This is a genomic window from Nocardioides sp. SYSU D00065 (genome assembly GCF_017916425.1).
Taxonomy (GTDB): domain Bacteria; phylum Actinomycetota; class Actinomycetes; order Propionibacteriales; family Nocardioidaceae; genus Nocardioides.
Genome location: NZ_JAFMSX010000003.1, coordinates 255,995 through 268,387, shown reverse-complemented (window position 1 = coordinate 268,387; position 12,393 = coordinate 255,995). Strand labels below are relative to the sequence as shown.

Sequence of the window (12,393 nt, the reverse complement as noted above, 5' to 3'; positions counted from 1 at the left end):
CGAGGTCGTCGGGACGCCTGGCCGGTACCCCCGCGCCGTGCCGCCATCCGACCGCCTCACCCGATCGAGGGCACGACCGGCGTCCGGGGTCCCCCCTCGGACGTCATACGGTCGGGTCAGGCGGTCGCCCCTCCGTATGACGTCCGGGGCGGCCAGATTTGCACTGAGTGCAACACTTGTCGGGTGAGCACAGCGCGCGCCGACGACGGCAGGGGGGCCCGCGACCAGCGGCACCGAGCCATCGTCGATGCCGCGCGGACGCTCGCCTCCGAGCGCGGCGCCGACGGCTTCACCGTCGACCAGGTGGCGGCGCTGGCGGGAGTCTCGCGGCGCACCGTGTTCAACCACTTCGCCGGCCTCGACCAGCTCCTGGTGGCGGTGTGCGAGCAGATCCTCGCCGAGGCGACGCTGGACCTCCTCGCGGCCGTCGACCGCGGCCTCGTCGACCTCCCACCCGGCGCGGCGGGCGGTCGCGCCGCGCTGGACGCGCTGTGCGAGGCGACCCGCGGGGTCGACCTGCCCACCGCCATCGTCACCATCCACCAGGCCCTCGGCGGGCCGGCTCCGGGCGACGAGCGGGCCGACGGCATCGCTCGTACGGCGTTCGAGCACGTCGTCGGCCGGCTGCGCGAGCGGCTGCTGGGCCGGCTCCCCGACCTCGACCCCCTCGACCTCGAGCTCGAGCTGGCCTTCCTCACCAGCGGGCTCGCCGCCCTGGCGGGGCACTGGCTCGAGGCGCACCCGGACCTCCGCGCCGACGTACCCCCTGCCGCGCGCGCCGACTGGGACCGACTCCTCGACCGCCTGCTGCACCTGCTCCGCTCCGGCCACGCCGGCTGACCCCTCCCCCCACCTGAAAGGCCCGCCCCGTCATGGCTGAGCTCCTCTACCGCATCGGTCGCTTCGCGGCCCGCCGCCACTGGACCGTCATCGGCTCCTGGCTGGCGCTGCTGGCGGTCACCGCGGTGACGTACGTGTCGTTCGCCGGCGCGCTGTCCTCGAACATCACGCTGCCCGACACCCCCACCACCCGCGTGTCCCAGCAGCTCGAGCGCGACTTCGAGGGCACCGGCGGCGGCAACGGCGCGATCGTCGTCGAGACCACGGACGGCTCGCCTTTCACCGACGCCCAGAAGCGCGAGCTCGCAAAGCTGTTCGACCGCGTCGCCGCGGTGGACGACGTCGCCGAGGTGGCCGACCCGTTCGCCACGCAGGACCGGCTCGACGAGTCCGAGCAGCAGGTCGCCGACGGCCGGCGTCGCCTCGAGGAGGGCCTCGCGCAGCTCGACGCGGGACAGGCGCAGATCGACGCGGGCCGGGAGGCGCTCGCCCAGCAGCGCGCCCAGGCGCGGGCGGCCGGCACGCTGGCCCAGCTCCGTCCGCAGCTCGAAGCCGCCGAGCAGCGGCTCGACGCCGGGCAGGCCGAGCTCGACCGGCAGCGTGCCGCGGTGGAGAAGCGGTCCGCCCCCCTCGAGCTGGGCGCCACCGTGTCCCGCCTGTCCGCCCCCTACCGCACCGTGTCCGAGGACGGCAGCGCGGCGATCGCCAACGTGACCTTCGACGTGGCGATCAACGAGGTCAGCGCCGAGGCCAAGACCGAGATCGAGGACCTGGTCTCCGACGCGGGCGTCGACGGCGTGGAGCTGCACGCCTCGCAGGACATCGCGCAGACCGTGCCGTCCATCCTCGGCCCCGGCGAGATCGCGGGCGTGGTCATCGCCGCGATCGTGCTCACCGTCATGCTCGGCACCCTGCTCGGCGCCGCCCTGCCGCTGGTGACCGCCCTGCTCGGGGTCGGGGTCGCCTCCCTGGCGTCGCTGTCGTTCTCCGGGATCGTCGACTTCGTCTCGGTCACGCCGGTGCTGGGCGTCATGCTCGGGCTCGCCGTCGGCATCGACTACTCGCTCTTCATCATCAATCGGCACCGGCGCCAGCTCAAGCAGGGCGCCGCGCTCCACGAGTCCATCGGCCTGGCCAACGGCACGTCCGGCAACGCTGTCGTCTTCGCCGGCGTGACCGTCATCGTCGCGCTGCTGGCGCTCAACGTGACGGGTGTCGGGTTCCTGGGCCTCATGGGCACCGTCGGCGCCGTGGCCGTCCTGGTGGCAATCCTGATGGCGATCACGCTGACCCCGGCGATTCTCTCCCTGGTCGGGAACCGGATCCTGCGCCGGCGCGAGCGCGAGCGTCTCGCCGCCGGCGAGCGGGACGGCGCCGACGCCGTCACCGAGCGCGACCGGCCGATGAGCACCACGCGGGCCTGGGCCGTGCTGGCGCTGGGGATCGCCGCGCTGCTGGCGGTCGCGGCACCGGCGACGCAGATGCGCCTGGGCCTGCCCGACGGCTCCACCCAGCCTCCCGACTCGTCGGGCTACCGGGCCTACCAGGTGCAGGCGGAGAAGTTCGGCGACGGCTTCAACGGACCGCTGCTCGTGGTCGCCGACCTGCCCGCCGCCGTCGCCGAGGACGAGGTGCTCGCCGAGCAGGCAGCCATCGGCCAGGCGATCCACGACGTCGGCGACGTCGTCGCGGTGGTGCCGATCGGCGCGTCCGAGGACCGTACGTCGCTCGCGTTCCAGGTCGTGCCTGAGCGGTGGCCCTCCAGCGAGTCGACCGAGCTGCTCGTCCACGAGCTGCGCGAGCTGACCCCGCAGACCGCAGCCGGCGGCGAGGCGGAGCTCGGCGTGGCCGGCAACGCCAGCGCCAACATCGACATCTCCGAGCAGCTCGCCGACGTGCTGCCGCTCTACCTCGTCCTGGTGGTAGGTCTGTCCCTGCTCATCCTGGTCGTCGTGTTCCGCTCGATCCTGGTGCCGCTCACCGCGACCCTGGGCTTCGTGCTGTCGCTGCTCGCGGCGTTCGGCGGCATCACCGCGATCTTCCAGCTGGGCTTCCTCGCCGACGTGTTCGGCGTGCACGAGCCCGGGCCGGTGCTCAGCTTCCTGCCCATCATCGCCACCGGCATCCTGTTCGGCCTGGCCATGGACTACCAGCTCTTCCTCGTCTCGGGGATGCGCGAGTCGTACGCCCACGGCGCCCCGGCGCGCGTCGCGGTGCAGCACGGGCTGCACGCCGGCCGGGCGGTCGTGACCGCCGCGGCGATCATCATGATCTCGGTGTTCGCCGGCTTCGTGTTCTCCCACGACGCGACCATCAAGCCCATCGGGTTCGGCCTGGCGTTCGGCGTGCTGCTCGACGCGTTCGTGGTCCGGATGCTCATCATCCCTGCGGCGATGCACCTGCTGGGCGAGAAGGCGTGGTGGCTGCCGCGCTGGCTCGACCGGATCCTGCCGGACGTCGACGTGGAGGGCGCCAGGCTCGAGCGCAGCCACCCGGGCGCGGCCTCGCCCGACCACGGGGGCACGCACGCGCGGCGGTGAGGGTTCGCCTCCCACCGCACGCCTGGTGGACGATGTGCCCGTGAGCGAACCGCGACCTGTGCACACCTGGCTGACCGACATGGACGGCGTCCTGGTGCGCGAGGAGGACCCGATCCCCGGCGCGAAGGAGTTCATCGCGGCGCTGCGCGAGCAGGGCGTGCCGTTCCTCGTGCTGACGAACAACTCGATCTTCACCCCGCGCGACCTGCGCGTCCGGCTGCTGCGCAGCAGCGGGATCGACGTGCCGGAGGACGCCATCTGGACCTCCGCGCTCGCGACCGCGCAGTTCCTGGACGACCAGCGCCCGGGCGGGTCGGCGTACGTCGTCGGCGAGAGCGGGCTCACCGCGGCGGTGCACGACATCGGCTACGTGATGACCGACCAGGACCCCGACTACGTCGTCCTCGGCGAGACCCGCACCTACTCCTTCGAGGCGATCACCCGCGCGATCCGGCTGATCAACAACGGCGCCCGGTTCATCGCGACGAACCCCGACCCCAGCGGCCCCAGCGCGGCCGGGATGCTGCCGGCGACCGGCTCGGTCGCCGCCCTCATCAGCACCGCGACCGGGCGCTCGCCGTACTTCATCGGCAAGCCCAACCCGCTCATGATGCGCAGCGCCCTCAACCGGCTCGAGGCGCACTCCGAGACCACGGTGATGATCGGCGACCGGATGGACACCGACATCATTAGCGGCCTCGAGGCCGGCATGCGCACCGTCCTGGTCGCCACCGGGGCGACCGAGCGGCACCAGGTGCAGGACTTCCCCTACCGGCCGACCAAGGTGGTCGACTCCATCGCCGACGTGGTCCCCTACGTCGCGCAGCGCTGCCTGCCCGAGGACGCCTGAGCGGTCAGGCCGCGCCGGCAAGCCCCAGCACGATCCCCGCCAGCGCGCACGCGCCCAGCGTGCGGAGCACCGACCACCGTCGCCAGAACACCAGCGCGCAGCCGAGCGCGGTGATCGCCACGGCCGCCCACTGCACGGAGTCCAGGTGGGGGTACTCCAAGTCCAGCGGCCCGGCCGTGACGCGTCCGGTCTGGTCGAACAGCGTGTGCAGCGCGAAGAACACGGCCAGGCTCGCGATCACGCCGACGACCGCGGCGGTGATCCCTGCGAGCGCGGCGGCGAGGTCGCGGTTGCCCCGCAGGCGCTCGACGTACGGCGCCCCGAGCAGGATGAACAGGAAGCACGGCACGAAGGTCACCCAGGTCGTCAGCAGCGCCGCGACGACCGCCGCCACCCAGGGGTCCAGCTCGCCGGGCGCGCGGTAGGCGCCGACGAAGGCGACGAACTGGACGACCATGATCAGCGGTCCGGGCGTGGTCTCGGCGAGCGCCAGCCCTCGCACCATCTCACCCGGCGCGAGCCAGCCGTAGACCTCGACGGCCTGCTGCGCGACGTAGGCGAGGACGGCGTAGGCACCGCCGAAGGTGACCACGGCGGCACCGGAGAAGAAGAGCCCCTGGTCGACGAAGATGCTGGAGCGGCCGAAGAGGGCGGCGGCGAGGACGACCGGCGCGGACCACACCACCAACCCCAGGACGAGCGTCGTGGCCGCGTGCCGTCCCGACGGCCGCTCGGTGTGCAGCGCGTCGTCGCTGATGAGCGGCTCGGGGCCGTCCGCGGCGACCGTCCCGGGCGGGCGGGTGAGCCCGGGCAGCCGCCGCCCGATGCCCCAGCCGAGCGCGGCCGCAGCGAGCACCACCACCGGGAACGGCACGCCGAAGAAGGTCAACGCGACGAACGACAGCACGGCCATCGCCACCAGCGCCGGGTGCCCGAGCCCCTTGCGCCCGACGCGCAGGACGGCCTGCAGCACGATGGCGATCACCGCGGGCGCCAGGCCCAGGAAGAGGGCCTCGACGACCGTGGTGTCGCCGAACGCGACGTAGACGCCCGACAGCACGAGCAGCGCCACGACGCCGGGCAGGATGAAGAGGATCCCCGCGACCAGCGCGCCGCGGACGCCGTTGAGCAACCAGCCGACGTACGTCGCCAGCTGCTGCGCCTCCGGTCCCGGGAGCAGGGTGCAGTAGGACAGCGCGAACAGGAAGCGCTGCTGGCCGATCCAGCGCTTCTCCTCCACCAGCGTGCGCTGCATGACGGCGATCTGTCCGGCCGGACCGCCGAAGGTCTGCAGGGAGATCGCGAACCAGGTGCGTGCTGCCTGGCGCAGCGGGACGACGTCGCGCGTCGCCGGCGGGGGTGCGGCCATGGAGGAACCGAACCGTCCCGGGGCGGCGGGAGTCAAGGCGAGCGGTCGAGCCGGCGGGCTCCCACGACGTCCGGGGCCTTGACCCGGTGACAGGATGGGGCCGACCCGACCGACCGCCCACCAGGAGATCGCGCCACCCATGAGCCAGCACGCCGTCGACGACGAGCCGCAGGAACGCCCGCTCGCCATCGGCCTGGTCGTCGGAGGACTCGTCGGCCTCGTCGCCTCCGCCGTCCTGCTCATCGAGCGGATCCGGCTGGCCGAGGACAGCTCGTACGTCCCCAGCTGCAGCATCAACCCGGTGCTGAGCTGCGGCAACGTCATGGAGTCCGCCCAGGCGGCGCTGCTGGGCTTCCCCAACCCGGTGATCGGCGTGGCCGCCTTCCCGGTCGTCATCGCCACCGGCGCGGCACTCCTGGCCGGGGGCCGGCTGGCGCGGTGGTACTGGCTCGGGCTGCAGGCGGGCGTCACCGCCGGCTTCGCCCTCATCGCGTGGCTGGTGTTCCAGAGCCTCTACCGCATCGGGGCGCTGTGCCCCTACTGCATGGTCGTCTGGGCGGTGGTCCTCCCGATCTTCTGGTACGTCACGCTCCGCAACCTGTCCGCCGGGGTCCTCGGCGAGGCGGCCGCCGACAGCAGGGCGGAGGCGGTGCTGCAGGACTGGCGCGCCCCGCTGCTGTTCGGCGCGTACCTGCTCGTGCTGCTCCTCATCCTGCAGCGGTTCTGGGACTACTGGTCCACGCTGCTCTGAGGCTCAGCCGCAGGCGCAGCCCGACCCGCAGCCGCAGCCGGTCGCCACGAGGTCGCCGTGTCCCGTCGCGGCCGGCGCGCAGCAACTCTCCCCCCGCCAGGCGTCGCGTCCCTCCTTGAGCGCGACTCCGGCGATCACCAGGCCCGCGACCGGGTCGGCCCAGTGCCAGCCGAGGGCCGCGTTGAGCACCAGCCCGAGCAGCAGGACCGCGGAGAGATAGGTGCACAGCAGCGTCTGCGTCGAGTCAGCCACGACCGCGCCCGAGCCGAGGGCCCGGCCCGTACGCCGCTGTGCCCACGACAGGAACGGCATGACCACCAGCGACACGGCCGCCAGCGCGATCCCGACCGGGGACGCGTCCGGCTCGTGCCCGCCCAGCAGGGCGCGGACGGACTCCACCGAGACGTAGGCGGCCAGCGCGAGGAACGAGACCGCCATCAGCCGCTGCGCCGCTCGCTCGCGGGACTCGGGCACGGGGTGCCGGAACAGCCACAGCACGACGAGCCCGCTGGAGACCTCGACGACGGAGTCGAGCCCGAAGCCGAGCAGGGCGACGGAGCCGGCGACCAGCCCGGCCGCGATGGCGATGACGGCCTCGACCACGTTGTAGCCGACGGAGGCGGCCGCCAGGAGCTGCGCCCGGCGGCCGAGCCGCGCCCACTCGGCCGTCGTGGTGACCGTCGCGTGGACGTGGGCGGTCATCGGTCGTCCCCGTCGAGCGCCTCGGGGCCGTGCAGCGCGTCCGGGCCGTAGATGGGGCAGAGCGTGACGGCGTACCCGGTGAGGCCGAGCAGGCGTTCGGCGGCCGCCAACAGCTCCAGCACGGTGTCGGCGTGCTGCAGCGACCACATCGAGGCGCGGCCCTGGGGCCGGGAGGCGACCAGACCGCAGTCGCGCAGGCACGCCAAATGCTGGGAGACGGTGCTCTGCGCCAGCCCGAGGTGCGCCGTCAGGTCGACCACCCGGTGCTCGCCGAGAGCCAGGTGGCGCAGGATCGAGAGGCGGGAGGGGTCGGAGAACCCGTGGAAGAGGCACGCGGCCGCGGTCAGGTCCGCTCCGGACGGATCGACGCCGATCTCCGCTGTCATCGTCATACGCCGATGCTAGCACCGCGCAGCGGCGTACCGGCGCCTCCGTCGGGGAGCACGTGACCTAGCCTGCGGACGTGGAGAGGCGACTGCTGGCGGACACCCGCCCGCTCGCCAACCCGCACTTCCGCCGGCTCTGGCGGGCCAACATCGTCACCGTCATCGGCGCGCAGCTCACCGTCGTCGCCGTGCCGGCGCAGATCTACGCGATGACCGGCTCGTCGGCGTACGTCGGCCTGACCGGGGTCTTCGGCCTCGTGCCGCTCGTGGTGTTCGGACTGTGGGGCGGGGCGCTCGCGGATGCGTTCGACCGGCGCACCCTGCTGCTCGTCACCACGACCGGGCTGATCGCCACGAGCGCCAGCTTCTGGCTGCAGGCCGCCTTCGGCGGTGACGACGTGTGGCTGCTGCTGTGCCTGTTCGCGCTGCAGCAGGCGTTCTTCGCCGTCAACCAGCCCACCCGGTCGGCGCTGCTGCCCCGGCTGCTCGACGACGACCTGCTGCCAGCGGCGAACTCCCTCAACACGACTGTCATGCAGGCCGGCGGTATCGCCGGGCCGCTCGTCGGCGGAGCGCTGATCCCCCTGGTCGGGTACTCCTGGCTGTACCTGCTCGACACCCTCACCCTGTTCGCGACCCTCGGCGCCGTCGTACGCCTGCCCCCGATGCCGGTGATCGGCGCGAGCGTGGTTCCCGGGCTGCGGGCGGTCGTGGACGGCTTCAGCTACCTGCGGACCCAGCCGGTGCTGATGATGTCCTTCGTCGTCGACCTCATCGCGATGGTCTTCGGGATGCCGCGAGCGCTGTTCCCCGAGATGGCGCACGTCGACTTCGGCGGCCCGAGCGAGGGCGGCCTGGCGTTCGCGCTGCTCTTCGCGGCGATCCCGGCCGGGGCGGTGGCCGGCGGCGTGCTGTCGGGCTGGGTGTCGCACGTGGAGCGGCAGGGACTCGCGGTGGTTGTGGCCGTCGTCGTGTGGGGACTGGCGATGACCGGGTTCGGCGTCGCGGCGATGCTCGCCCCGCACGCGCCCGCCGTCATGCTCGGCGTCGCCGTGGTGATGCTCGCCGTCGGCGGCGCCGCCGACATGGCGTCGTCGGCCTTCCGCATGTCGATGCTGCAGTCGGCTGCCGCCGACGAGGTGCGGGGAAGGCTGCAGGGCATCTTCATCGTCGTGGTCGCCGGTGGCCCCCGCGTCGCCGACGTGGCGCACGGCGCGGCCGCGGCCACCACCGGCGCGGCGGTCGCGGCCGCGGGCGGCGGCGTACTGGTCGTGGTCGCGACGGTCCTCGCCGCGCTGGCCGTGCCGGCGTTCGTGCGCTACCGCATCACGCGACCCGCGGCTGGGTCGTCGCCGGCCGGGTAGCGGGGCGCGGGCGGGCGGGTCCGCGCCCGGGCGCACCGGGGGCCGCGCACCAACTGCCCCCCATTCATCAAGGGATGTCGCTGAACAGGCACTTCCCCGGGCCAACTCGGCACGGGAAGTGCCCATCCACCGACATACCGTGATGAACGTGGGCCGCCAGCCCCGCCAGCCCGCCGGCTCCGCCAGCCCACCGGCGCCCCCGGACCGGTCAGGCGACGCGGCCCTCAGGCACCTGGGTGAGCTTGGGGTCGCGGATCACGACCGAGCCGACCGCGTCGTCGATGCGCTTCATCACGTCGGCGTCGAGCTTCACCCCGGCGGCCTTGACGTTGTCGGCGACCTGCTCGGGGCGCGAGGCGCCGACGAGAGCGGCGGCCACGTTGTCGTTCTGCAGCACCCAGGCCACCGCGAGCTGGGCCATGGTGAGGCCGCAGTCGTCGGCGATCGGCTTCAGGTCCTGCACCGCGGTGAGGACGTCGTCCTTCATCCAGCGAGCGATCATGTTGGACCCGCCCTTGGTGTCGGTGGCGCGCGAGCCCTCCGGCGGCGCCTGGCCGGGCTTGTACTTGCCGGTCAGCACGCCCTGCGCGATGGGGCTCCACACGATCTGCGAGACGCCGAGCTCGCGCGAGGTGGGCACCACCTCGTCCTCGATCACGCGCCACAGCATCGAGTACTGCGGCTGGCTCGAGATCAGCTGGAAACCCAGCTCCTTGGAGAGCTCCACGCCGGCGCGGATCTGGTCGGCGGTCCACTCGCTCACGCCGATGTAGAGCGCCTTGCCCTGCCGGACGATGTCGGCGAAGGCCTGCATCGTCTCCTCGAGCGGGGTCTCCACGTCGTAGCGATGGGCCTGGTAGAGGTCCACGTAGTCGGTCTGCAGCCGCCGCAGCGATCCGTTGATCGACTCCATGATGTGCTTGCGGGACAGGCCGGTGTCGTTCTTGCCGCCCGGTCCGGTGGGCCAGTAGACCTTGGTGAAGATCTCCAGCGACTCTCGCCGCTCGCCCTTGAGGGCCTCGCCGAGGACGGTCTCCGCCGCGGTGTTGGCGTAGACGTCGGCGGTGTCGAAGGTGGAGATCCCCTCATCGAGCGCGGCGCGCACGCACTGCGTCGCGACGTCGTTCTCGACCTGCGAGCCGTGGGTCAGCCAGTTGCCGTAGGTGATCTCAGAGATCTTGAGTCCGCTGTTGCCGAGGTATCGAAACTCCATGCCGCCAACCTAGCGAGGGGCCGGTCGCCCTCGAGGCCTGGCCTCAGTCGAGGACGACGAGGACGTCGCCGTCCTGGACGACGTCGCCGACGGTCACCTTGATCGCGGTGACGGTGCCGGCGCGCTCGGCGAGCATCGGGATCTCCATCTTCATCGACTCCAGCAGCACGACGGTGTCGCCGGCCTCGACGCGGTCACCCTCGGCGACCTCGATGGTCAAGACGTTGGCGACCAGCTCGGAGACGATCTCGAGCGACGTGGTGCGGGCCATGCCCCCGACGCTAGCGGTTACCGCGGCGTAGCCCTCGATCGGCCTCAGAGCTCGGCGAAGCGACGCGGCTCGGGCCGGTGCGGACCGGCCTCCTCGGCCCGGCGCCCACGGCGTCCCTTCGGGCCGGTGAGCGCGAGGTCGGCGCGGATGACGAGGTAGCCGACCACCAGGCCGAGCACCAGGGAGTACGCCGCCCGCAGGCCGGCCGCGGCGTACGAGGTATCCGGCGCGACGAGGCCTGTCGCGAGCGGCACGGTGGCGGCGACGCCGAACGCGCACACCCACCAGCCCTGCCGGCGCCGGGCGCGCAGGTGGGTGCCCCAGACCAGGGCCGGGATCCCGAGCAGCACGACGAGCGGCCGGGGGAAGGCACCGATGCGCTCGCTGGTCGCGTCGGCGAAGTCGAGGACGGTGGACACGAACGCCTGGGCGCCGTAGCGACGCAGCAGCTCGGCGTAGGCGAGCGTCGCGACGAGGACGGCCAACCCGATGGCGACGGCGATCAGGCCGCGGCGGCCGAGTCCGTGCAGGCCGGCACCGAGGCGGTAGACGACCGTGAACACCAGCCCGAGCGCCAGCAGCAGCGCCACCAGGTCGAACCGCTCCGGGACCACCGTGGGCTCGAAGCCCACCGCCGCGAAGGCCGTCACCACGGCCACGAGGGTGCTCACCAGCACCTCGCGCACGGCCCGCCACCACGTGACCGCCGGCACCGTCACCATCACGGCGTACACGCCCCCGACCACGCACGTGATGACCGCAGCGCCGGTGGGCAGCACGCGACCCCCGATCACGAGGCTGCCTGCCGCGAGCACGAGAGCGAGCGCGGCCCAGATCAGGGCGCGGCCCGCGATGCGGGTCGCGAGCAGCCAGGTGAGCGCCGTGACCACGGCGACGCCACCCGCTCCGTCCAGCCACTCCGGCGCGGGACCGGGACCAGCCGATCCCTCACCGCCGGACAGGACCCCGGTGACCGCCGACCACGCCAACGCGGCGCTGCCGAGCACGAGGACACTGAACCAGGCCGCCAGCACGGAGCGGGGCGGACCGTACGGCGCCGGCGTCGGCTCCGGCACCGGACCGGGCCCCGAGCCCAGCGTGGGCTCCGACGCGGGACCTGGCACGGGACCCGGCGCGGGACCCGGCGTGGGCTCCGGCAGAGGGCTCGTCTCGGGGTCCGCCTTCCGATCCGCCTTCCGGGTCCGGCGCAGCCGCGAGGGCGGCCGTTCGGCGGCCCGCTTGCCGCGGGACGACCCGCGGCGGCTGTCGGAGGAAGGCACGGCCGAGGAGGTTACAGCCGGCGGTTGGCCAGGGACGGGTTGGTACGACGTGCCGCCTCGAGGTCGGCGCGCTCCAGCACCACCTCCAGCGTCTGCTCCTCCCCGTCGGCCGCGGCCAGGGTGTCGCCCAGCGGCCCGACGACCGTGGAGTGCCCGCTGTAGCGCGGCGCCGGCTGTCCGGCGCCCACGACGAAGCAGGTGTTCTCGATGGCGCGCGCGGCCAGCAGGGTGCGCCAGTGCTCGACCTTGCGCTCGCCGGGCAGCCACGCGGCAGGGACGACGAGGACCTCGGCGCCGGCGTCGACGAGCATCCGGGCGAGCTCGGGGAAGCGCAGGTCGTAGCAGGTCATCAGGCCTACCCGCCAGCCCGCGACCTCGACGACCACCGGCTCCGGGCGCCCGGCGGTGAGCCGGTCGGACTCGCGATAGCCGAAGGAGTCGTAGAGGTGGATCTTGCGGTACGCCGCCTCGCTCGCGCCCGCGACGACGAGGGTGTTGAAGGGCCGCGACGGGTCGTCGGCGGCCTCGAACATCCCGGCGACGACCGTGCACGCCGCCGCGTCCGCCACGCGGGTGAGCTCGCGGGCGAACGGCCCGTCGAGGTTCTCGGCGAAGCCGCTCACGTCCGAGCCGGCCTGCCCGAAGTCACGGGCGAACGCCTCGGGGAAGACGACCAGGTCGGCGCCCGGCGTCACGCCGGCGCCCAGCCGCGCCCGGTTCTCGGCGGGGTCGAGCCCGCTCGCCCACTGGTGGACGCGCACCCGCAGCTGCTCGCTCATGCGTCCAGGGTGCCAGAGACGTCACGGCACACCCCCCGATCCTCCCAG

At 73.2% G+C, this 12,393-nt stretch carries 12 protein-coding genes; 5 read left to right on the top strand and 7 right to left on the bottom strand.

What is annotated here, in order from left to right:
* The first annotated feature begins 183 nt into the window (after positions 1 to 183).
* From J3P41_RS18995 to J3P41_RS14740, 3 genes are all read left to right on the top strand, one after another.
* Positions 184 to 840: a TetR/AcrR family transcriptional regulator gene (locus tag J3P41_RS18995; RefSeq protein ID WP_210651115.1), complete on the top strand. Its 657-nt coding sequence runs from the start codon at positions 184 to 186 to the stop codon at positions 838 to 840.
* A 32-nt stretch (positions 841 to 872) separates the two neighbouring features.
* Positions 873 to 3,380, top strand: coding sequence for an MMPL family transporter (locus J3P41_RS14745; protein ID WP_210651114.1), 2,508 nt, complete (start codon positions 873 to 875; stop codon positions 3,378 to 3,380).
* Positions 3,381 to 3,459: 79 nt separating this feature from the next.
* Complete coding sequence (locus tag J3P41_RS14740) at positions 3,460 to 4,230, top strand: HAD-IIA family hydrolase (protein WP_210651269.1); 771 nt, start codon at positions 3,460 to 3,462, stop codon at positions 4,228 to 4,230.
* Positions 4,231 to 4,234: 4 nt separating this feature from the next.
* Here the strand turns inward: J3P41_RS14740 and chrA are convergent, their stop codons facing one another.
* Positions 4,235 to 5,599, bottom strand: coding sequence for a chromate efflux transporter (gene chrA, locus J3P41_RS14735; RefSeq protein WP_210651113.1), 1,365 nt, complete (start codon positions 5,597 to 5,599; stop codon positions 4,235 to 4,237).
* A gap of 139 nt (positions 5,600 to 5,738) precedes the next feature.
* Between chrA and J3P41_RS14730 the strand changes: the two genes are divergently transcribed.
* Positions 5,739 to 6,350, top strand: a complete 612-nt coding sequence (locus J3P41_RS14730) for a vitamin K epoxide reductase family protein (protein WP_210651112.1) — start codon at positions 5,739 to 5,741, stop codon at positions 6,348 to 6,350.
* A gap of 3 nt (positions 6,351 to 6,353) precedes the next feature.
* On the opposite strand, the gene J3P41_RS14725 is transcribed toward J3P41_RS14730, so the two are convergent.
* Positions 6,354 to 7,052: a cation diffusion facilitator family transporter gene (locus J3P41_RS14725; protein ID WP_210651111.1), complete on the bottom strand. Its 699-nt coding sequence runs from the start codon at positions 7,050 to 7,052 to the stop codon at positions 6,354 to 6,356.
* Positions 7,049 to 7,444, bottom strand: a complete 396-nt coding sequence (locus J3P41_RS14720) for a helix-turn-helix transcriptional regulator (RefSeq protein WP_210651110.1) — start codon at positions 7,442 to 7,444, stop codon at positions 7,049 to 7,051. Before J3P41_RS14720 ends, J3P41_RS14725 begins: the two co-directional genes overlap by 4 nt.
* Positions 7,445 to 7,515: 71 nt before the next feature.
* On the opposite strand from J3P41_RS14720, the gene J3P41_RS14715 reads away from it, so the two are divergent.
* Positions 7,516 to 8,802 carry an MFS transporter gene (locus tag J3P41_RS14715; RefSeq protein WP_210651109.1) on the top strand — a complete coding sequence of 429 codons (1,287 nt, stop codon included), beginning with the start codon at positions 7,516 to 7,518 and terminating at the stop codon, positions 8,800 to 8,802.
* A gap of 208 nt (positions 8,803 to 9,010) precedes the next feature.
* Here J3P41_RS14715 and J3P41_RS14710 read toward each other — a convergent pair whose 3' ends face one another.
* From J3P41_RS14710 to J3P41_RS14695, 4 genes are all read right to left on the bottom strand, one after another.
* Positions 9,011 to 10,015, bottom strand: coding sequence for an aldo/keto reductase family protein (locus J3P41_RS14710; protein WP_210651108.1), 1,005 nt, complete (start codon positions 10,013 to 10,015; stop codon positions 9,011 to 9,013).
* Between the two features lie 43 nt (positions 10,016 to 10,058).
* Positions 10,059 to 10,286 carry a biotin/lipoyl-binding carrier protein gene (locus J3P41_RS14705; protein WP_207083409.1) on the bottom strand — a complete coding sequence of 76 codons (228 nt, stop codon included), beginning with the start codon at positions 10,284 to 10,286 and terminating at the stop codon, positions 10,059 to 10,061.
* Positions 10,287 to 10,330: 44 nt separating this feature from the next.
* Positions 10,331 to 11,293: a hypothetical protein gene (locus J3P41_RS14700; RefSeq protein WP_210651107.1), complete on the bottom strand. Its 963-nt coding sequence runs from the start codon at positions 11,291 to 11,293 to the stop codon at positions 10,331 to 10,333.
* Between the two features lie 284 nt (positions 11,294 to 11,577).
* The gene (locus J3P41_RS14695) at positions 11,578 to 12,345 is read right to left on the bottom strand and encodes a carbon-nitrogen hydrolase family protein (RefSeq protein ID WP_210651106.1); all 768 of its coding nucleotides are present in this window, start codon (positions 12,343 to 12,345) and stop codon (positions 11,578 to 11,580) included.
* Between the last annotated feature and the right edge of the window lie 48 nt (positions 12,346 to 12,393).